The 20,848-nt window shown below is 70.8% G+C and carries 18 protein-coding genes; 10 read left to right on the plus strand and 8 right to left on the minus strand.

Annotated elements, in window-relative coordinates; translation table 11 throughout:
* Positions 1 to 3: 3 nt before the first annotated feature.
* From sbnB to ACFYX0_RS09710, 4 genes are read right to left on the minus strand one after another with little or no spacing between them, the layout of a single operon-like run.
* Positions 4 to 1,074 (minus strand): 2,3-diaminopropionate biosynthesis protein SbnB, encoded by a 1,071-nt coding sequence (gene sbnB / locus ACFYX0_RS09695; RefSeq protein ID WP_388968504.1) that lies wholly within the window; start codon positions 1,072 to 1,074, stop codon positions 4 to 6.
* Positions 1,071 to 2,075: a TauD/TfdA family dioxygenase gene (locus ACFYX0_RS09700; RefSeq protein ID WP_388968507.1), complete on the minus strand. Its 1,005-nt coding sequence runs from the start codon at positions 2,073 to 2,075 to the stop codon at positions 1,071 to 1,073. The genes sbnB and ACFYX0_RS09700 overlap by 4 nt, the downstream gene beginning before the upstream one ends.
* A 42-nt stretch (positions 2,076 to 2,117) precedes the next feature.
* Positions 2,118 to 5,381: an amino acid adenylation domain-containing protein gene (locus tag ACFYX0_RS09705; RefSeq protein ID WP_388968510.1), complete on the minus strand. Its 3,264-nt coding sequence runs from the start codon at positions 5,379 to 5,381 to the stop codon at positions 2,118 to 2,120.
* A gap of 12 nt (positions 5,382 to 5,393) precedes the next feature.
* On the minus strand, positions 5,394 to 8,003 hold the full coding sequence (locus ACFYX0_RS09710; protein WP_388968513.1) for a Pls/PosA family non-ribosomal peptide synthetase: 2,610 nt from the start codon (positions 8,001 to 8,003) through the stop codon (positions 5,394 to 5,396).
* A 591-nt stretch (positions 8,004 to 8,594) separates the two neighbouring features.
* On the opposite strand from ACFYX0_RS09710, the gene ACFYX0_RS09715 reads away from it, so the two are divergent.
* Both ACFYX0_RS09715 and ACFYX0_RS09720 read left to right on the plus strand, forming a co-directional pair.
* Entirely contained in the window at positions 8,595 to 9,317 is a 723-nt protein-coding gene (locus tag ACFYX0_RS09715; protein WP_388968516.1) for a GNAT family N-acetyltransferase, read from the plus strand.
* Positions 9,318 to 9,403: 86 nt separating this feature from the next.
* Positions 9,404 to 9,859 carry a hypothetical protein gene (locus tag ACFYX0_RS09720; RefSeq protein WP_355920744.1) on the plus strand — a complete coding sequence of 152 codons (456 nt, stop codon included), beginning with the start codon at positions 9,404 to 9,406 and terminating at the stop codon, positions 9,857 to 9,859.
* A gap of 33 nt (positions 9,860 to 9,892) precedes the next feature.
* On the opposite strand, the gene ACFYX0_RS09725 is transcribed toward ACFYX0_RS09720, so the two are convergent.
* Positions 9,893 to 10,957, minus strand: a complete 1,065-nt coding sequence (locus tag ACFYX0_RS09725) for a biotin/lipoate A/B protein ligase family protein (RefSeq protein ID WP_388968519.1) — start codon at positions 10,955 to 10,957, stop codon at positions 9,893 to 9,895.
* Positions 10,958 to 11,197: 240 nt separating this feature from the next.
* On the opposite strand from ACFYX0_RS09725, the gene ACFYX0_RS09730 reads away from it, so the two are divergent.
* Positions 11,198 to 12,916: a SpoIIE family protein phosphatase gene (locus tag ACFYX0_RS09730; protein WP_388968793.1), complete on the plus strand. Its 1,719-nt coding sequence runs from the start codon at positions 11,198 to 11,200 to the stop codon at positions 12,914 to 12,916.
* A 50-nt stretch (positions 12,917 to 12,966) separates the two neighbouring features.
* On the opposite strand, the gene ACFYX0_RS09735 is transcribed toward ACFYX0_RS09730, so the two are convergent.
* On the minus strand, positions 12,967 to 13,161 hold the full coding sequence (locus ACFYX0_RS09735) for a DUF6417 family protein (RefSeq protein WP_311698035.1): 195 nt from the start codon (positions 13,159 to 13,161) through the stop codon (positions 12,967 to 12,969).
* 120 nt (positions 13,162 to 13,281) lie between these two features.
* Complete coding sequence (locus ACFYX0_RS09740) at positions 13,282 to 14,262, minus strand: D-cysteine desulfhydrase family protein (protein ID WP_388968522.1); 981 nt, start codon at positions 14,260 to 14,262, stop codon at positions 13,282 to 13,284.
* Positions 14,263 to 14,516: 254 nt separating this feature from the next.
* Between ACFYX0_RS09740 and ACFYX0_RS09745 the strand changes: the two genes are divergently transcribed.
* Positions 14,517 to 15,428 carry an SGNH/GDSL hydrolase family protein gene (locus tag ACFYX0_RS09745; protein ID WP_388968524.1) on the plus strand — a complete coding sequence of 304 codons (912 nt, stop codon included), beginning with the start codon at positions 14,517 to 14,519 and terminating at the stop codon, positions 15,426 to 15,428.
* Positions 15,429 to 15,529: 101 nt separating this feature from the next.
* Here ACFYX0_RS09745 and ACFYX0_RS09750 read toward each other — a convergent pair whose 3' ends face one another.
* A complete protein-coding gene (locus ACFYX0_RS09750; RefSeq protein ID WP_388968527.1) occupies positions 15,530 to 16,426 on the minus strand; it encodes a hypothetical protein in 897 nt (298 codons plus the stop codon).
* 177 nt (positions 16,427 to 16,603) lie between these two features.
* On the opposite strand from ACFYX0_RS09750, the gene ACFYX0_RS09755 reads away from it, so the two are divergent.
* The 6 genes from ACFYX0_RS09755 (at position 16,604) to ACFYX0_RS09780 (ending at position 20,820) form a co-directional block, all read left to right on the plus strand.
* A complete protein-coding gene (locus ACFYX0_RS09755) occupies positions 16,604 to 16,777 on the plus strand; it encodes a CsbD family protein (RefSeq protein ID WP_311698031.1) in 174 nt (57 codons plus the stop codon).
* 191 nt (positions 16,778 to 16,968) lie between these two features.
* Entirely contained in the window at positions 16,969 to 17,322 is a 354-nt protein-coding gene (locus ACFYX0_RS09760; protein ID WP_388968530.1) for an STAS domain-containing protein, read from the plus strand.
* A complete protein-coding gene (locus ACFYX0_RS09765; protein WP_388968533.1) occupies positions 17,319 to 18,254 on the plus strand; it encodes an anti-sigma factor RsbA family regulatory protein in 936 nt (311 codons plus the stop codon). Before ACFYX0_RS09760 ends, ACFYX0_RS09765 begins: the two co-directional genes overlap by 4 nt.
* A gap of 288 nt (positions 18,255 to 18,542) precedes the next feature.
* On the plus strand, positions 18,543 to 18,734 hold the full coding sequence (gene tgmA, locus ACFYX0_RS09770; RefSeq protein ID WP_311698028.1) for a putative ATP-grasp-modified RiPP: 192 nt from the start codon (positions 18,543 to 18,545) through the stop codon (positions 18,732 to 18,734).
* Between the two features lie 16 nt (positions 18,735 to 18,750).
* Positions 18,751 to 19,731, plus strand: coding sequence for an ATP-grasp ribosomal peptide maturase (gene tgmB / locus ACFYX0_RS09775; RefSeq protein WP_388968536.1), 981 nt, complete (start codon positions 18,751 to 18,753; stop codon positions 19,729 to 19,731).
* A gap of 129 nt (positions 19,732 to 19,860) precedes the next feature.
* Positions 19,861 to 20,820 carry a LysR family transcriptional regulator gene (locus ACFYX0_RS09780; protein WP_388968539.1) on the plus strand — a complete coding sequence of 320 codons (960 nt, stop codon included), beginning with the start codon at positions 19,861 to 19,863 and terminating at the stop codon, positions 20,818 to 20,820.
* The last annotated feature ends 28 nt before the right edge of the window (positions 20,821 to 20,848 follow it).

A 20,848-nucleotide genomic window follows, 5' to 3' on the forward strand; every position in this document is an offset into this window, starting at 1 on the left:
TCGTCAGCCGTAGCGGCGCAGTTCGTGGAAGAAGTCGTCGATGAGATGGAGGTGTCCGGCCCGGGCGGCTTCGTCGTAGACGTACTTGCCCACGGCGAGGTCGAGGACTCCGAGCCCGAACGGCGAGAAGATGACCGGTCGGTCGGCCGGCGGGGTCGACCGGCCGGTCATGACGTCGTTGAGGGTGCCGTCCAGGAAGTCGCGGTTGCCGGTTGCCTGCTCCGCGAGGTGAGGGGATGTGTCGGCTTTCAGGCAGTGCTCGACGTCGTCGACGTAGTTCGCCGAGGCGAGCAGAACCTGGGGGGCGAGGTCGCGCAGGGAGATGTGCAGGACCACGGGGTTGTGGCGGAACCATGCCGGGTCGGTGACATGGGGTGTCCCGGCGACGGTGGCGAAGACCACCAGGTCGCTGGAGCGGATCAGGTCCTCGGCGGTGTCGTGGACGGTGACCTGGCCGGGGGACGGGGACTGCCGCAGATAGCCGCAGAAGCCTGCGGTGCTGTCGGCGGACAGGTCGTGCACCCCGATCGAGTCGAACGCCCAGCCGGTGCCGACGAGGAACGAGTGGATGTACCGGGCGATCAGGCCCGCGCCGAAGAATCCGACCCTGGTGGGGTGGGTCCGGGTGCGGGTCAGCCAGTCCGCCGCCAGCGCCGCGGACGCCGCGGTTCTGGTGGCGCTGATGATGGAGCTCTCCAGACAGGCCAGCGGGTAGCCGGTGTCGGGGTCGTTGAGGATCAGGACCGCGGAGGCCCTCGGCAGCCCGGCGGACACGTTGCCCGGGAAGCTGGAGATCCATTTCAGGCCGTCGACCCGTACGGACCCGCCGATGGAGGCCGGCAGCGCGATGATCCGGTCCGTCGGGCGGTCGGGGAAGCGCAGGAAGTACGAGGGCGGGTTGACCGAGTCCCCTGCGCCGTGCAGCCGGTAGGTGGTCTCGACCAGATCCACGATCTGTCTCTCGCGCCCCGCGAGTGCTTGCTGCACCTGCGCTCCGGAGATCACCGCGAAGGTCGGCATGGAGCCCGGGGGCGGCGGGGCGGACTGGGTGGCGGGGGACGGCAAGGTCGTCATCGCGGACTCACCTCCGAGGTCGGGCGGCTGTCGGAGAGGCGCTGCGGCTCGGCCATGGCGACCAGCACCTGGCGATCTCCGGCGAAGGCCTCGCGACTGTGCGCGGTGCGGATGTTGTCGACGAGCATCACGTCTCCGGGCTGCCAGGGCTCGCGCCGGGTGTGGTCCTCGTAGGTGGAATTGAGCAACTGGACGACGTCCTCGCCGATGGGGCTGCCGTCGCCGAAACAGGTGTTGAACGGCAGTCCGTCCGCCCCGTACTCGTCGACCAGGTACTCACGCACCTCCGGGGCCAGCGTCCACTCGTTGAGGAAGGCGATCTGGTTGAACCAGCAACGCCGGCCGGTCACCGGGTGCCGCACCACGGCGGCACGGCGCTGCCGCGTCCGCAGCGACCCGTCGGGCTGCCAGGCGAAGTCGATGGCGTGGTCGCGGCAGTAGCGCTCGACGGCGGCGCGGTCGTCGGTGCCGAACGACTCCTCCAGGGACGCCCCGATCTCCTCGTTGTAGCTACGGGTGAGCAGCCAGCCCTCGCGTTCGAAGCGTTCGCTCAGCGTGGTGGGCAGCGCCTGGAGCACACGCTCCGCGTCGGCGACGGCGGTCGCGCCGCCCTGGCCGGGCGCGCGCAGACACGCGAACAGCATCAGGCCGGGGACCTCCAGCGTGTAGCTCAGCTCATGGTGCATGCACATCGGCTGGTTGTCCGGCCAGGCCGAGGAGGAGTACAGCCCAGGTCCGAGGCTCCGCCGAGGGGCGAAGGCCTCCCGCTCCGTCATCAGGCCGTCGGTGAGTCCCGCGAAGACGGCCCCCACCTGGTCCGTCTCCCGTACGCCAAGACCGCGGACGAGGAGCGCCCCGTGCTCGGTGACCTGCGCGCGCAGGGCGTCCCGGTGCTCGGCCGCCCAGGCCGCCGCACCGCCGGGTGCCTCGACATGCAGGACCGGGGGCTTGTCCGGGACCAGCTCCACCTCGAGCAGTGATGCCGGGGATGAGGACGACATCTCGGTTTCCTTTCCTTGCGTCTCGGGAGACTCGGGGGAGGCTCAGGAGGAGGTCAGCAGTTCGGCTGCGCCCAGGACGGCCCGTGCTGCTTCGGCCGGCCGGGTGCGCGGGAAGTAATGGCCGCCTTCGGCGAGTTCGTGCAGGTCCACGTGCTCGGCCAGGAGCTGCCAGTCGCGGTACCGGTCGGGGGCACCGCGCGTGTGCGGGTCGTCGGCGGCGAGGACGACGGTGACCGGCGCGGCCAGCTTCGCCGTCGGCGGGCTGTCCAGGACGTCGGCGAAGTAGCGGTGCGCGGACACGCAGTCGTGCCGGTAGGCGGCACCGACGTGCTCGGCGTGCTGCGCGTTGAGCTCGCCCAGCTCGGTGTAGCCGCTGTCCGCGGTCAACTGGGCGGCGATCTCGGCGTTGCTCCGCCGGGTCAGCTCGGCGATGGCGGAGCGACGCTCGGCGGCGGTGCCCGGCAACTGGGCGCCGACGAACACCCGCGGGACGTCCACACCGGCCTCGCGCAGCCTCCTGGCCGTCTCCAGCGCCGGGGCGGCGCCCGAGGAGTGCCCCCAGAGCATGACCCTGGTCAGGCCGCGCGCGGCGATCTCGGCGGTGACCTGCTCCACCACCCGCGTGATCGGCGCGAACGGCTCGTTCTTGGCGGCGAGGTCGTGGCCCGGCAGGTCGACGGCGTAGACCGCGGTCCCGCTGCCCGCCAGGGCTCCGGCCATCGGCTGGAAGTTGACCGCGTTGCCGCCGGCGTAGGGGAAGCACACCAGGGCGCAGTCCTGCCCGCTCCCGGGGGCGGTCAGCGGCTGGAGCAGCTCGGGGCGCCGCTGGGTCGCCCCGTCGAGGAGCGCGGCGAGGTCGGCGAGCACCGGGTGGCGGGTGATGTCCTTCAGGGACACGGCCCGGCCCAGGGCGATGGTGAGTTTCACCGCCGACAGCGAGGTGCCGCCGGAGTCGAAGAAGTGGTCCTGCCGGCCGATGTGGTCCTGGGGGACGCCCAGCAGTTCGGCCCAGGCGGCCGCCAGTTTCCGCTCGGAGGAGGTGCGCGGCGGCTCGAACTCCTTCCCCTCGGCGCCCGTTTCCGCGGCCGAGGCGGTCTGCTGGGCCAGCGTGGTCAGGGCCTTCCGGTCGATCTTGCCGTTGGCGGTCAGCGGCAGGTTCTGCTGCCAGTGGAAGGCCGAGGGGACCATATAGACGGGCAGCACGACGTTAAGCGCCTGGCGCAGCGCGTCCGCGGGCTGGCACCGGCCGGTGTAGAAGGCGATCAGGTGGGCGCTGCGGCCCGCCAGTTCCGCCACGACGACCGCGCCGTCGCGTACCCCGGGCACCCTGAGCAGATTGTTCTCGATCTCGCCGATCTCGATGCGGAAGCCACGGATCTTGACCTGGTTGTCGCGGCGGCCGAGGAACTCCAGTTTGCCGCCGGGGTGCCAGCGTCCCCAGTCGCCTCCCAGATAGAGCCGCTCCCCCGGCCGGTACGGATCGTCGAGGTACGCCTCGCGGGTCCGCTCGGGGTCGTTGACGTACCCGCGGCCCACACAGACCCCGGAGAACGCGATCAGGCCCGGGGCGCCCAGCGGCACCAGGGACAGGTGCTCGTCGACGACATGGACCCGTACGTTGTTGACGGCGCGCCCCAGCAGGATCCGGTCCGGTACCCGGTCCATGACCTCGTGGTTGGTGTCGTCGGAGGTCTCGGTGAGCCCGTAGGCGTTGACCAGCTTGATCCCCGGCTGGCTGGTGAACCAGCGCTGGACCAGCTCCCGCTTGAGCGCCTCGCCGGTCACGGACACACACATCAGGTCCGGAAGTTCGTGGGGGTGCTGTTCCAGATAGGAGACCACCACCTCCAGATAGGAGGGCACGACCTGGACGACGCCGACCCGGCCGCGGGCCAGTGTGTCGACGAACTGCTCGACGTCCACGATCACGTCCTGCCGGACCAGCAGGGTGCGCCCGCCGACCAGCAGCGCGGCGAGCAGTTGCCACAGCGAGATGTCGAAGCACTGCGGGGCCGTCTGCGCCACCACGGAACCCTCGCCGACACCCAGATCGTCGATCTTGGCGAAGATGTGGTTGAGCATGCCCGCGTGCTCGCACATGGCGCCCTTCGGCTCGCCGGTGGAGCCGGAGGTGAAGTAGATGTAGGCGAGCTGGTCGGGGGTGACCTTGACCGAGACATCGGTGTCGCCCTGCTGTTCCTGGTACGCCGTCTCGACGGTCAGCCGCTCGATGTCGGGCAGCAGCGCCAGGGCCTTGTCGAGGGTGTGTGTGCTGCCGGACTCGGTCAGCACCAGCCGGCAGCCGGCGCGCGAGAGTGTCGCCTCGATACGGCCGGCCGGGAAGTGCGGCTCGATGGGCAGATACACGCCTCCGGCCTTGAACACCGCCAGCACGGCGGCCAGCCAGTCGAGGTTGCGCTCGGTGACCACGCCGACGACGTCCTCGCGGGCGAGCCCGCGGGCCAGCAGCGCCCGGGCCAGCCGGTTCGCTCGGGCGTTGAGCTCCCCGTAGGTCCAGGTGCGGTCGCCGTGCACGGCGGCCACGGTCTCGGGGTGGGCCCGCGCCTGCTGTTCGAACAGCTCGTGCACCCGGTGCCGGGGCAGCGTCCGCGCGGGCCCGGCCAGCCCTTCGAGCTGGTGCTCTGCTTCCTCCGCCGACAGCAGACTCTGTCGTGCGTGCTCGGCACCCGGATCGGCGGCCAGCAGCCTCAGCGCCGTGAGGTGGTAGCCGCCGATCCGGGCCGCGCAGTCGGCATCCAGTGCCTCGGTGCGATGGCGCAGCCGCAGCAGCGTCCGTTCGCCCCGGTCGTCCCACTCCACCGCCAGCACCGTGTCGTCGGCGAGTGCGCTCCCGGTCCCCTCGGGGTCGAGGACGATCTCGTACGACGGTCCGGCCACCCCGAGCTCCCGGCGCAGTTCCCGCACCGGGAACGCCCGGTGCGCGAGCAGTTCCGCCGCCTCGCGGCGGGTGCTCGCGACCAGGTCACGCCAGGTGGGGGGCGCGACGGTCAGCCGACAGGGCAGCGGGTCTTCGTCCGGCCCGGCGACATATCCCGTGACCACGTCCTGCTCGCCCGAGAGGGCGGCCAGGACCTTGGCATGGGCGGCCAGCAGCACCGCGCCGAGCGGCACCTCCAGCTCGTCCGCCAGGGCGCGCACCGCCCTGGCCGTCTCGTCCGGCACCACCGCCTCGTGCACGGCGACACCCACGACCGGCTCCGGCGCCCACCGGGGGATCGCGGTGCTCCCGCCGGCGGTCAGCACGCGGCTCCAGAACTCCCGGTCCGCGTTCAGGTGCGCTTCCATCACAGGCCTTCCTCAACTCACCGTCGGCGCGGCACCGGGTGCCGTGGACGTCGCTGTCGTCGCGGCCGGACCGACGCCGAAGGGCCGACCGGGAGCGTCCGGGTTCTCCGCCGCCGGGTTGCCGCCCCACCGTGCGTACGGAGGGACTTCCTCGCCCTTCATCAGGAAGGAGTCGGGTGCCAGCTCGGCGTGGTCGCCCACGATCACGCCGTAGTGGACATGTGCGGCGACACCGAGGGTGCAGCCGGCACCGAGCGTGGTGCGGTCGGACTTGAAGGTGCCGTCCTCCTGGGAGTGGCACTGGATCTTGCTGCCGATGTTGAGGGTGCAGTCGTCCCCGATGGTGGTGAGCGTCCGCTCCGTCACGTACACGCCGTCGTCGAAGACCCTGCGGCCGATGCGCACGCCCATCATTCGCCAGATCAGGTTCTTGAACGGGGTGCCGTTGAAGACCATCACATGGCGGTCCGGGACCTTCCACAGGCGCTCGTGCCACCAGAAGTACGGGTCGTAGATGGAGCACAGCTGAGGGCTCAGCGGACGGAACCGTGCGATGCCGCGCTCCACCAGGGCGAAGTACACCGCGGTGAATGCGAGGCTGAACGTCAGATAGCAGGCGATGACGATGTACCCGAGCGCTCCGTACAGATTGAGGGTGGCGAGACCGATCGCCGTCAGGACGAAGGCGTGCAGCCACCGGACACAGAGGAAGAAGGCCATGGAACGCAGGTTGTAACGATTCTTCCGGGAGAGGTGACTGTGTAGTTCGTTGCCCGACCTGAGGTGGTCGAACCGGGAGTCGCGCTCGACCGTGCGGGGAATCTCGAAGCTCGGCGAGCCGAGCAGCCCGACGTCCTCGCGTACCTCGCCGTCGAGGGGAATCTTGACCTTGGTGGCCAGCAGACAATTCTCACCCGTCCTGGCTCCCGCGGGATAGGCGATGTTGTTGCCGATGAAGCTGTGCGCTCCGATCGTCGCCCGGGACACCCGGAAGGACGTGCTCGAGAAGTCGGCGTTGATGATGGACAGGCCGTCGGCCACCATCGTGCCCCTGCCGACGGAGACCAGATACGGGATCTCGTGCACCACTTCGGTGCCGAAGTTGGAGCCGGTCTGCTCCACCTGCGTCAGGTCGTATCCGAGCGCCCTCAGGTAGTGCACGATGTACGAGCTGTCGCCGAAGAGCCAGGTGAAGAACCTGATGTTCGTCATGAGGGCGATGCTTCGTTGCGCCGCGTACCGGAAGCCGCAGAGCGGATAGACCTTGTCGGGCTTGATGGCCAGGTTCAGCAGACGGGGAAGCGTGCAGACCGTGATGAGGCCGCCGACGACGAGACCGAAGAACGCCACGCAGGAGATGAGCAGCGAGTCGGTCAGGAGTTCCGGGAAGGAGTCGACGTCGTTCGGGCTCAGGCGGTCCTCGAGCGCGGGCACCCAGCTGAACACCATGTACGCACCGCCGACGAAGAGCGGGACGTACACCAGGAAGAGCTGCAGCAGGGTCGCGATTCCGAACCAGGCCCGGCGCAGCGTGCCGCACTTGGCCGACTCGACCCGTACGAAGTCCATCTCCGTGGGTTGCGCCGGAGATCCGTACCGGCGCTCGCCGTCCGGGATGGACTGACCCCGGTACAGAGCGGACGCGTGACCGAGCTGGGCCCTGTCACCCATCGACGTGTCGATGTCGAGCACGGTCTTCTCACCGACGAGCACATCACGGCCGAGGGTGACCCGCCCGGTCTGGATACGCCCGGCATGCGCTCGGTAGCACATGAAGAACGCGTCCTTGCGGATGACGGTGCCCTCGCCGACCGTGAGCAGGTCGGTGCACACCGGCACGGAGCGGGACAGGATCGTGACTCCCTTGCCGATCCGGGCGCCGAGGGCCCGCAGGTACAGCACATACAGCGGGTTGCCGGCGAGAAAAATCATCGGATTGGCATGGAGCAGCGACTTCACGATCCAGAACCGTAGATAGGTCAGGCCCCAGACCGGGAACTCACCCGCCTTCCAGCGGCCCACGAGAATCCACTTGGCCAGGATCGGGAACAGGCACACGACGAGGAATCCGCTCCCGCCGAACAGGAGGGACCGGAGATAGATGTCGGTGACACCCGTTCCGTCGGACACCCAGTCGTAGCCTCGCGCGGCGGCGAGCGCGGTGGCGAAGGAGTACGCGACGAAGACCAACAACTGGAGCGTTCCGCACAGTACATAGGACGCCGTGCTCGCCCGCGTCACCGGAGTCTCCGCAGCCGCCACCGCCGGTTGCACCGACCGTGCCGTCAGGGTGTGTCCGTCGACGGGAGTAGGGATGGCGTCCGCGACTGCCGCTGCCAGGTTGCGGATCGTGGGGTTGCGATAGATGTCCTTCATGGACACCGAGGGCAGATCCCCCCGCTTCCTGACGCGCGCGCAGAATTGCGCCATCACCATCGAGTTGGCACCGAGATCCTCGAAGAAGTGACTGTCGGCCGAAACGCGTTCGACGCACACGACATCAGCCAGTACTTCGGCGAATTTCCTCTCGGTTTCCATCGTCGACGGGCCTGTGCTGCTTCGCCTGGCGTTCGGAGGTTCGTCCGGGCCGGGTATCAACACCTCGGCAGACTTCTCTCCCATGCTAACTCCTTGCGGATATATCGCTAACCATCGTCTTGCGATGATCAGGCCCATGTCCTGACGCCCGGCTTGAAACCGTGCGCTTCAGTGTCAGTCTGTCGCGATCGGGAGGCCACTCGGAATCGATCTCGACAACTCGACACTATCGCTCAACGAGCCGGTATTCCTGGGCTCGCCACACGCGAAAACACGTCGGCATGCACTCGGATGGCGGCTCCCCCTCACGCCGAGCGGCCACATATCCGCACGTCGGAGCCATGGCGCCCGCCAGGAAGGTCCTGACCCGAACGTGACAAAGAGGTGCGCCGAGCTCCCCGCGACACCACTTCCGCGATGCGTCCCGCGCGCCCTCGACGGATGCGAATGCAATAAGTGAAAGTTCGACAAGTGTAGGCGTCTGGTCTGAACGAGTGAATTCAGGCGGGTGATTTGACAACTGGTGAGCCCTGAGGGGCATAACACAGGATCCGGGGGTCGTGACCCTCGGTGTCGCCGGCATCGTGCTTTCCGCCGGACACGCTGTTGCAGTGCTTGCACATGGTGTGACCGAACATCAGAAAGCCGTCGTCAGAGTCCTTCTCAACCAATTCGATGGAAAAGAACGCTCTGCCCGCCACCGGGCAACGGGCACCGCCGGCCGACGGCTCCGGCCGTACGCCCCCGACGACGTCCGGGGCTCCGGCCGCTCCGAAAATCGCTTGCGCCGACGCGCCGGGCGAGCACAATCAGCGGGTGCAGATCCTGTCGTTTCCCGAAGAAGCCACCCCGGTCGGACTGCGCACACAGGTGCGCGACCTCCAGGAGCAGGCCTGGCCCTCCGCGGAGGGCACGGTCGCCCCTGACGGTGCCCCGACCCACGATCCCCTGCTGCGTCCCTGGTCGATGCTGCTCGTGGACGGGGGGACGGTGCTCGCCGCTCTGGACATCCTGTCCAAGGAGATCTTCCACGCGGGCGCGCGCTACGCCGCGGGCGGCCTGAGCACGGTGGTGACACGGCAGGACAGCCGCGGCCTCGGACACGGCCGGCACCTGGTCGCCGCGGCGCGGGAGACGATGATCGCCCGGCGGCTGGACCTCGGGCTGTTCACCTGCGACAGCCCGCTCCGGACGTTCTACGAGGGCGCGGGCTGGCAGATGCTCCCCGGCACGGTGCTGGTCGGCGGCACACCGCAGGACCCGTTTCCCAGTGACCGGCCCGGCTTCGACAAGGTCACCCTGGGCGGCTTCTTCTCGGCCAGGGCCCGACAGGACCGGACAGCGTTCCACGCCAGCCGCATCGAGCTGTATCCGGGAGAGATCGACAAGCTCTGGTGACAACGTGCGGCGCGTACGAGTGGTGCGTTCCCCGGTCGCGGTCGTAGCGTCGGTACACAGGTGCCCACGGACGGCCAGGAGCGAACATGCGGATCCACACGGTGAGGACGGCGGTCGCATTGGGTGCCGTCGCTCTGCTCGCAGCAGCCATGGGTACGGCCTCCGCCGCCCCACCGGCCGGACAGGGCCCCGAACGGCAGACCGCTCATCCGGTGATCGTGGACTGTGTCTGGCACGCGCAGGTGCGGCCCGCCGCCTTCATGCTCGCCTGCGGTGACGGCAACAGCCGCCTGTCCTCGCTGCACTGGACGCACTGGGACCCGGGTTCGGCCACGGCCAGCGGCATCAACGTGGTCAACGACTGCAACCCGTACTGCGCGGCGGGCACGTTCCACTCGTACCCGGTCGTCGTACGGCTCGACCGGCCGGAGCCCTGGAAGAAGGATCCGCAGCTGCGGCACTACACCCAGCTGAGCCTCGTCTACACCGACGGCAGGCCCGACGGGTTCCGTCGCGTGGTCACGTATCCGCTGTGGGACTGACGCCGGCCGGCCGCACGCACCGACCCTGCACGGCTACGGCACGCGCGCGGTCCACTCCGGGGCGGAGAACTTCGTGGCGGCCAGTTCCTCGGCCTGCTCCAGCTCCCGCGGGGTGATGTGGCCCCCGCTGAGGCCGTAGCGGGTGCGGAACGACTGGATCATGCGGTCGATGACGGCCTCCCGGGACAGCCCGGTCTGCCGCCGCAGCGGGTCGACGCGCTTCTTGGCGCTGCGGGTGCCCTTGTCGGACAGCTTCTCCCGGCCGATGCGCAGCACTTCGACCATCTTGTCGGCGTCGATGTCGTAGGACATGGTCACGTGGTGCAGGACCGCGCCCGGGCCGCCTTCGGGGCCGACCATGCGCTTCTGCGCGGCTCCGGCGATCTTGCCGGCGTCGGTGGCGATGTCGTTGAGGGGCTGGTACCAGGCCTTGATGCCCATGTCGTCCAGGGCGCCCAGCACCCAGTCGTCGAGGTAGGCGTAGGAGTCGGCGAAGGACAGCCCGGACACGAGGGAGGCCGGCACGGACAGGGAGTAGGTGATGGTGTTGCCGGGTTCCACGAACATGGCGCCTCCCCCCGAGATGCGCCGGACGACGGTCATCCCGTGCCGTCGCACGGCCTCCGCGTCCACCTCGTTGCCCAGCGACTGGAAGCTGCCGATGACGACGGCCGGGCCGCCCCACTCCCACACCCGCAGGGTCGGCGGCCGGCGACCGGCGGCGACCTCCGCCGTGAGGACCTCGTCCAGGGCCATGTGCAGGGCGGGCGACTGGGGCTCCTCGTGGATGAACTGCCAGTCGTAGTCGGTCCAGTCGGTGGCCTGGGCGAGCGCGCGGCGGACGGCTGTCGCGACGCCTTCGGGAGTCAGGCCGTACATGACGGTACCCTCGGGCAGGCCCGACCGGACGCGCTCGGCGAGTTCGGCGGCCTCCGTGGTGACCGGGGCGCCTTCGAGAGCCCGGTCGATGGCGAGCAGGGCCTCATCGGGTTCGAGGAAGAAGTCTCCCCCGACGCAGACATTGCGCAGGACGCCGTCGTGGTCGTCGAGATCGACCACGACCAGCTTGCCCCCGGGGACCTTGTACTCGCCGTGCATGCCCACCGCCTTGATCGTTCCTGGACTGCCGTCACGGTAACGCCGTTCGCAGGTCTCCTGTTCCACGGGCCGGCCCGGGCGGGCGGCCGAGGGGTGGCCGGTTCACGGAGTCCGGAACGAAGTGCGCGTTCCGCTCGGAAGCCGGTGAGAATATCGGCACCAGATAGGGTCGCCTCCGGTCCCTGCGCGGGCAGGGCAGGCACGGTCGGCCGCGACGCGGAGGGGAGGAGGCCGAGCATGATGAACCTCAACGGCATCGACACCGTGGACGAGCCCTCTCGGCGAACCGGTCAGGAGTCTCTGAAGCCGGCGCTCGACGCCCTCGGCACCGGCGCCTACGTCGTCGACGAGCAGGGGCAGATCGTCGCCGTCAACTCCCGTGCCGAGCACCTGCTCCTGCGATCGTCCGGGGAGCTCCTCGGGCAGGACGCCCACGACCTGCTGCACCGCAACCGCCATGGGGAACCGCTGCCGAGGGCGCGGTGTGAGATGAGACAGGCGTTCCTGGGCCGGCGGACGGCACAGGCCGAGGACGTCTGGTTCGTCCGCGGGGACGGCTTTCTGCTGCCGGTGTCCTGGCTGGTCACCCCGTACGACATCGGTGAGCCGGAGGGCGCCACGTTGGTGCTCTTCCACCCGTCCACCGACACGGACACCCCCCGTGCCCGTACGGAGCCGACCGCGGCGCCGCTCTCCGAGCTGGAACGGCTGGCTCTGCTGGCCGAGACCACCACCCAGTTGACCTCGACGCTCGACGTGGACGAGGCGCTGAGGCGGCTGGTGGCCCTGGTGGTCCCCCGGCTGGCGGACTGGGCCGTCATCGACCAGATCACCGAACGCGACGAGGTGTGGCGCACGGCCGTGGTCCACCGCGAGAACGGTGTTCTGGTGCACCGGGACGATCTGCAGGGGCCGATGCCGCCCGTGCCGGAGGACTCCCCGATGCCTCTGTCGCGCGCCCTGCGCGGCGTCGCGTCGACCGTGACGGGCCCCGGGACGTACCGGCGCACGCCGGACTCGGGGATCGCGGTCGCACAGCGCCTGCTGTTCGAGGCGACCGGTATGCACTCCGCGGCCATCGCCCCGATCCGCGGTCTGCGTGAGGTGCTCGGCGCCCTGACCCTGGGACGCTCGGAGCGGCCCGAGGCGTTCACCTCCTTCGACCTCGCGCTGCTGGAGGACATCACCCGCCGGGCCGGGCTGGCCCTGGACAACGCGCGCCTCTACCAGCGGCAACGCAAGGTCGCCGAGACCATGCAACGCCATCTGCTGCCCCAGCTGCCGCGGCTGCCCGGGCTGGAGATGACGGCGCGGTATCTGCCCGCTCCCGACGCCTCACAGGTCGGCGGGGACTGGTACGACGTCTTCGCGCTCGCCGAGGGCGACACGGCGATCGCCATCGGAGACGTGGCCGGGCACGACCTGGACGCGGCGGCCGGCATGGCGCAGGTGCGCAACATGCTGCGTGGCCACGCCTGGTCCCAGAAGGAACCGCCGAGCCGCATAGTGGAGTGGCTCGACGAGGCGATGACCCGCCTCACCGATGTCTCCATGGCCACCACGGTCTTCGCCCGGACGGCGGTCGGCAGCGACGGGCGCTGGACCCTGCTGTGGACCAACGCCGGTCATCCCCCGCCCCTGCTGGTGACGCGTGAGGGCCTGACCGAGTACCTCACCGAGGGGCACGGCCCTCTCCTCGGCATCAGGCCCCGGCGGCGACGCGGCGACGCGACGGTGGTGCTGCCGCCCGAGTCGACGCTGCTGCTGTACACCGACGGTCTCATCGAGTCGCGGGGCCACTCCCTCGACGAGGGACTCGACCGGCTGCGCCGGCACGCCGCCGCGCTGGCCCGCCGCTCGCTGGAGTCGTTCGCCGACGAGTTGCTCGAACGCACGCGTCCGGCCGACAACGACGACGACGTCGCGGTTCTGGCCCTGCGCACGCCCGCGGTGCCGTGACGGGCGCCTCTCACGCGCGCCGGGCACCTGGGCCCGGCGGGCCGCGGCGGTCAGTTCTCCGAGGGGATACGGGACGCGATCTCCCGGGCCAGCCGTGCCGCCTCCGCGGACAGCGGGCCGCCCTGCGAGGCGACCGTCGCGAGCAGGCGTAGCAGATCGTCCGCTTCCTCGCGGCTCATCAGAGCCAGCCGCTCCACGGGAGCGGACTCGAGGTCCTCGAGTCCGAGGGGGTCGTTGTCGTCCATGTCCTGGGCAACGTACCCCGTGGGCGGCTGGTCACGCGGGCCGGGGCGGGCGCGCGGCCGTCCCCTTTCACCCGTCGTGGCGCACCGGTACGGCGCCGCGGACGGGGCCGGCTGTCGGTCTCAGCCGGCCGGATGGGAGCGCAGGGCGGTGACGGTGCGCCGTACGGTCTCCGCATGGCCGAACAGGCCGGGCAGCCCACCGGTGTGGAGCAGCACGGTGCGTTCCCCGCGGCGGATGTCGCCGTCCCGGACGGCGCTGATCAGACCGGCCAGGGCGCGACCGCTGTAGACCGGGTCCAGGACGATGCCCTCGGTGGTCGCGGCCGTCCGCATCGCCTCCAGAACGGGCTCGTGCAGGGTCCCGTATCCGGTGCCCACCTGGTCGGTACGGATGCGCAGGGATCCGGGTGCGACATCGCGGCGGGTGAGGGCGGTCGCGAGGCCCGCGACCGTCTCGGCGGGGTCGGCCACCGCGCCGCAGTGCACGCCGAGAACCCGTTCCTCGCCGAGCGCGCCGATCAGCCCGGCCATGGTGCCGCCGGAACCGAGCGCGACCACGACATGCCGTACGTCGGGCAGTTGGGCGAGCAGTTCCTCTCCGCCGTCCACGTATCCCCGTGCCCCCAGGGGGCTCGAACCGCCGAAGGGGATGAGGCAGGGGTGGGCGCCGCTCTCGCGCAGTTGCGCGCAGACGTCCTCGGCGGCGTCGCCCAGTGCGCTGGGAGCGCCGTCCCCGGCCCAGTGGATCCGCGCCCCGAAGAGGCTTTCCAGGACGAGGTTGCCGGAGCCGTTCGCCGCGTCGGTCGCCGTTCCGGGGAAGACCAGGACGACATCGAGTCCCGCTCGGGCTCCCGCGGCCGCGGTGAGGCGGGCGTGGTTGCTCTGTGCGGCCCCGGTGGTGACCAGGGTGTCCGCGCCTTCCGCGAGGGCGGCTCCGACGGTCCACTCCAGTTTGCGGACCTTGTTGCCGCCGCCCCCGAGGCCGATGAGATCGTCCCTCTTGACCCACAGATCGTCCTCGCCGAGGCCGAGCGCCGTCGCGAGGCGGGGCATCGGCTCCAGCGGGGTGGGCCACGTCGACAGGGTGATCCTGTCACTCATGCGATCTCCAGCGGACGGTGGGACGAGGGACCGCGTGAGGGGTCCGGGTGATCCGCATTATCCACGGCGATCGGGGGGGCCGGGCGGGAGCGGGGCGGCGGCCGGGCGGGCCCGTCGATTCGTTACGGCACGGCAGGTACCGCAGACCGGTGTTCTTTGTGATCCTCAGAAACCGCGCGGGCCGGGCGAGTTGGCCTCGCATCCGCTCCGGCCGCCCGGCCGGAGGGCCTGCCTCATCCATGAAAGGACCGGCCGTGGCGAAGAAGGCACGGAGTCTCGGTGCGAGACGCGCGTTGGCGTTCAGTGCGGCAGTGATCAGCGGCGCCGCCACCCTGGCGGGCACGGGTGCCGCTGAGGCGAGCGCGTCCCCCGTGAGCGCGCGGGGCGGCGACTATGTCGCCCTCGGCGACTCCTACGCGTCGGCACCGGCGGTCCCCGGCCAGGTGGACCCCAACTGCAAGCGGTCCGACCACAACTACCCCTCCCTGGTGGCCGCTTACGAGCGGACGCGGCTGGCGGACGTGACCTGTTCCGGGGCCACCACCGTCGAGATGACGGCCCCCCAGGGCACGGCCCCGGCCCAGTTCGCCGCGCTCAGCCGCAGGACGGACCTGGTGACCGTCAGCATCGGCGGCAACGACGTCGGCTTCACCACCGTGCTCGGTACGTGTGCCCGCCTCACCTCGTCCGATCCGGCCGGTGCGCCGTGCCGTGCCTACTTCACCAGCGGCGGCGGTGACCGGCTCACGGAGACGGTCGAGCAGACGGCGCCGAAGATAGCCCGGGTGCTCCACGGAATCCGGCAGCGGTCGCCGCACGCCCGGATCCTGCTGGTGGGCTACCCGGACCTGTTCCCGGACAACGGGGTGGGCTGTACGAGCACCTCGGTCCCGTTCGCCGCGGGGGACTTCCCCTATCTGCGGGACAAGGAGAAGGAGCTCAACGCGATGCTGGCCAGGGAGGCGCACCGGCACGGCGCACGATACGTCGACACGTACACGTCGACCGTCGGGCACGACCTGTGCCGGCCGACCGGGCAGCGCTGGATCGAGACCCTCACCCCGGACACGCCCGCCGCGCCCCTGCACCCCAACGCGCAGGGAGAGCAGGCAATGGCGGCCGCCGTCGAGCACGCCCTCGGCTGTCACGGGTGGCGGCGCGGATGACCGGACCCGGCCGGCCGCGGCCCAGCTGACGCGGCCGGTCACCTCCGCCCGCCCGTGTGTGCGTCGCTCACGGGCGGGCTCGCGCACGAGAGCCGTGAGGGTCAGGTCGCGGGGCGGCCGCCGCCGGAGTCACCGTGCACCGCACCCGTGAGCCCCACCGGGTTGCCCGAGGGGATGACTCCGGCCGCCACCACCGTCCGGGCCCATGGAGCCAGCAGTTCCGCCAGCCGCATCGTGGCGTCGCGGCCCAGAGCACGCCACGGCCCCTCGGCGGCCGCGTCGGTAGCGTCCTCGATCGCGCGGCGCTCGGCCACCCCCCGGCCGGTCAGCCGCCCGCCGTCGTCGACCCATCCCCGGTCCCGCAGCGCGGCCTCGGCGGCGTGCCAGGCCCCGGCGTCCCACTTCCGGCCCTCGCGCAGCAACGCGCCGTCCGACTCCCCCGCGGCGGCCTTGAGCACCAGCGCCTCGACCGGGCTGACGCCTCGGCTCACCAGTACCGCGACATGCCCGTCCCCACGGTGCTCACGGAGTGTGGTCACGGCCTGCCACAGCCGCGCATGGGGCTCGGCCGGGCGGTCCAGGGCCTGGTTGGCGGCGCCGAGCACGCGCCCCGCGGTGTCGGCCGCCTCGGCCGCGGACCAGGCCAGATCCGCCGTCTCGGACATCCCGGCACTGCGCAGGGCGTCCTGCCCGTACAGGCGCCCCATGGCCAGACCGACGCCTCGCTGTCGCGCGGCGAGGATGTCCGTCACCGTCGCGTACCGCCACGCGTCCGGCAGTGCCCGTGTCACCCGGCTGGGGTGGAACACATAGAAGGCGCTGGTCACCACCACAGGCGGGACCGGTCCGAGGGGCGCGGCGCGCAGGGCGACGTACCCCATCCAGAAACCCCGCATACCGAGCTCGTCGGCCGCCTGCCGTGCCTCCGGCGTGAAGTACACGAGGTCGTGCACCGGCTCCACCAGCTCCCACATCATCCGGGACAGGCCCTCAGTCACTGTGCTCCCCCTGTCCCCGTAGGCCCCGCACCACACTGGTCATGACCGCTGTCATAGCACATCTCCATGACGCCTGTCATAGGAAACGTCCCGGGGTGGATGTCCAGGTTTGAACACCGGACCCGAGGCCACTCGATGTATTGCCCCCGTAGTCGACGTGACGTGGAGTGAACAAAGGTGGCTGGAGAGCAGAAGGCCAAAGGAAAGATGGAACAGGCCAAGGGCAAGACCAAGGAGACCGTCGGCCGCACCGTCGGGAACGAGAGGCTGACGGCCGAGGGCCGAGCAGAGAAGGCCAAGGGCAACGCTCGCCAGGCGAAGGAGAAGACCAAGGACGTCTTCAAGCGCTGACACATGAGACGCCCGCACCAGGGTCCCCGTGCATCGGACGGGGACCCTTCCGCTGCCCGCGGAGCCCCCGTCCGGCGTCCGACCGGCCCGGACGGCAGACGGCGCCGGGCGCCGTCGAAGGCGTTGCCGACGGTCCGTCAGGGCTATGGTGCTCGTGCGTGGACCGGCACGAAGGCGAAGGGAGGTGGAGCGTGGACGTCCCACTCGGGGAACTCTCGGCCGCCCCGCCGCGCGACGGGGCCCGACTCGAGGCCCACCCCCTGCCGGCCCGTCCCGGACTACGGGTCGCCGGGGAAGTCACCCTCGACACACGACGCGTCTGGCAGGAGGCGCTCGGCCTGCTGACGCGGCAGGAGGGCGCACCGCTCCATATGGAGCTGTCGGAACTGGCGTTCATCGACGTGGCGGGGGTCACGGACCTGGTGACGGCCACACGGTCGCTGTCCGAGGGACAGCACCTCGTGGTCCACCGGCCGCCGCCGCAGTTGACGCGCGTACTCGACATCTTCTGGCCCGGAACGGGCGGGATCGAGGTGGCACCGTGACCGACGCGGTCACCACACGGGAGGCGTTCCTCCACCCGGCCCTGTTCTATCGCGGCCCTCAGCAGTACGTCGCCGGGACGGTCCCCTTCGTTCTCGCCGGACTCGCCGCGGGCGAACCGGTCGGCGTGGCCGCTCCGCCGGACCGCCTCGCACTGATCCGGGACGGCCTGGGCCCGCATGCCGACGAGGTGTGCTTCGTGGACATGACCCGGGCGGGCCGCAACCCGGGATGGATCATCCCAGGGGTGCTGCGCAGGTTCGCCGACGCCCACGGCGAGGGGCGGGTACGGATCATCGGTGAACCCATCTGGCCCGGCCGCACCACGGTAGAGTACCCGGCGTGCGTACAGCATGAGGCGCTCATCAACGCGGCGTTCACCGGGCGCGAGGTGACCATCCTGTGTCCGTACGACGCCGCCGGGCTCGACAGCGGCGTGCTCGACGACGCATGGGCCACCCATCCGGTGGTGATCGACGAGTACGGGGAGACACCGTCCCCCGCCTACAGCCCCGAGGCGGTCGCCGCCCGCTACAACGAGCCTCTGACGGTGCCGCCGGGCGCCGCGGAGTTCGCCTTCGACAGCAGCGGGCAGCTGTCCCGGGCGCGTGAGTTCGCCGTCCGGCACGGCGGGCACATGGGCCTGTCCGTTCCACAGCTGGAGGATCTGGCGCTCGCGGTGGCGGAGTTGACCACCAACAGCGTCCTGCACGGTGCCGGCGGCGGAACGCTGCGGATCTGGGCGGAGGGCGGGCACGTCGTCTGCGAGGTGCACGACGCGGGCCGGCTGATCGATCCACTGGCCGGCCGCCGCCCCCAGGCGCCCAGCCGACCGGGCGGCCGGGGGCTGCTGCTGGTCAACCACGTCGCCGATCTCGTCCGTGTCCACACCGGCGATCCAGGCACCACCATCCGCTTCTACCTCGCCGTCTGAACCCCCGCCGAGCGGATGCCCTCGGAGGCGCCGCGCGGGCCGTGTGACCAGGCGGGGCGGCCGGTTCCCGCGTACGTTCCCCAGGCCGGTCCCCCTCGGCCTCGGCCACAGCCCCGCCCGAGGGAGGCGAACGTTCCGGAGCCGCCCGCCGGGCCGTGACACAACGTGACGCAACCATTCACCCGTTCGATTCGTATAAGTGGGTGGAGCCACAGCGACCCGGCAGCCGGCGGCCATATCGGAGCGTCACCATCCGCCTGCCGATGAAGCACGGAACAAGGAGAGACGATGCGACCGTTCGCGCTGCACTACGCTCGCCCGGCCGAGGAGTCGGAGGTCAGCACTCCGTACAGCTACGACTCCGCCCTGCAGTTGAACGTCCTCCCCAACGGACGGATAGCCGCCCATGACTACGCGGTGTTGCGGGAATGGGGAGCCACGACCTCCACGGCGGGCTCGAAGACCCACTTCGACGACTGAACGCGGAGCGCCGACGATGACCGTGCTGATCCTCACTTCTGAACAGGATGTGACGGCGGACATGGTGGTGACCGAGTTGCACGCGGCGGGTGTGCCCGTGGTCCGGCTCGACCCGGCGGACCTTCCGGGCGCCGTGGCTCTCTCGGGGGAGTACGTGCACGGCACCTTCCAGGGCCATCTCTCCGCCGCCGGCCGTCTGGTGAGCACCAGCGGGCTGCGGTCCATCTGGGTGCGCCGGCCCGGGGTTCCGGCCACACGGGTCCCCGAGCCGTCGGACTGGCTGACGGAGGAGGCCTCGCAGGCGCTGTACGGAATGCTGCACGGCACCGGCGCACGCTGGATGAACCGCCCCGACGCGGCCCGCCGGGCCCGTCGCAAGCCCTGGCAGCTCCATCTCGCCCAGCGCAGCGGACTGCCCGTACCGGCCACCCTGATCACGACGTTTCCGCAGGCCGCCCGGGACTTCGCCGAGCGCTTCCCCGATCTGGTGGTCAAACCCGTCTCCGGAACGCATCCGCAGGACCCTCCCCGGGCGGTGCCCACCAGCCGTGTCGCACCGGACGCGGACTTCGCGGCCGTGGCCTTCGGCCCCACGCTGCTGCAACGACGGATCCCCAAGCGCGCCGACATCCGTCTCACCGCCGTCGGCGACCAGTTGCTGGCGGCGCGCAAACCGGCCGTCCCCGACGCCGACGACGTGGACGTCCGGTTCGCCCCCTCCATCGGCCCCTGGGAGCCGGCCGACGTCCCGCCCCGCATCGCGGCCGCCGTGCACGCCTATCTGCGCCAGGCCGAACTTGCCTACGGTGCCTTCGACTTCGCGGAGGACGCCGACGGGATCTGGTGGTTCCTGGAGTGCAATCAGTCGGGCCAGTTCGGCTTCGTCGAGTTGGAGACCGGCCAGCCCATCGCCCGCGCCCTCGCCCACTGGCTGGCTCGCGAGGGAGAGGAGGAAACGAACGCAGCGCCGACGTCCTCCCCCGGCCCGTCGCACTGACCGGCCACGGCGTCGAAGGTAGGCGGATCCCCGCCTTGTGGGCGCGGGTTCTCGATGGAACGCTTCCCCACCGCCGGTGCGACGCCGGTCGCCGGACCGGCCGGGCGATGAGAAGGGGGAAGCGGACGGATGGAGTTGGAGCTTCGCCATCTGCGTGTGCTGTGCGCGATCGCCGACGCGGGCAGCGTGGGCCGGGCCGCGTCGGACCTCGGGTACTCCCAGCCGGCCCTGAGCACCCAGCTCCAGCGCATCGAGCGCTTCTTCGGCAGGCCTCTGTTCGAGCGCGGAGTGTCGGGTGCGACGCTGACCCCGTACGGCCTGGAGGTCGTGGCCGAGGCACGGGACGTCCTGGCCCGCGCGGAGGCGATCGGGCACCGGCGGGCGGCGAACGCCACGAGCGCGCGCCCGGTGGTGCGTCTGGCAGCGACCAACTCCCCCGTCCTGCCCGGCATGGTGACCCGGGTCCGTGACCGGCTGCCGGGGGTGTCGCTCACGGTGAGCAGCGTGTACGCCACCTCGGCGATCGTCGAACTCCTGGAGCGGGGCGAGGTCGATGCCGCGGTCGCCGCGGACTACCCCGGCAGCGAACTGCACCACTCGGCCGCCCTGGCGCACCGGGGAATCGTCACCGAGCCGACGTTCGTGGCCCTGTCGGCCCGCCATCGGCTCAGACACCGTCCTCAGCTCGCGCTCGCCGACCTGGCCGAGGACGCGTGGTTCGTGACCCCCGACGACGGGGCCGGCTGGCCGGGCGTCTTCTACGCGGCATGCGAGGCGGCCGGGTTCTCGCCGGTGACAGTACATCAGTTCCTGGGCGACCGGCAGCAGTTGCTGAGCATGATCGCCGACGGACTGGGGGTGTCCCTGGTGCAGGCGACGCTCCGGACCATCCCCGAGGTACTGGTGAGGCCGCTGAGCGGCACACCGTTGTGGTGTCGCTATGTGCTGGTCTGGCGGCGTGACGCGGTGTCCGGGGAGGTGGCGGAGACTCTGTTCTCGTCCGCCACGGCCGCCTACCGTGAACTCGTCGCACAGTCGCCGCATCTGAGGGCCTGGGCCGCGCGGACCTGGAGCGTGGCCGGGCGGTAGAGGCAGCCGGGACACCGGCCGCCGGGTG

The sequence above is a fragment of the Streptomyces sp. NPDC002573 genome (assembly GCF_042889625.1).
Taxonomy (GTDB): domain Bacteria; phylum Actinomycetota; class Actinomycetes; order Streptomycetales; family Streptomycetaceae; genus Streptomyces; species Streptomyces gibsoniae.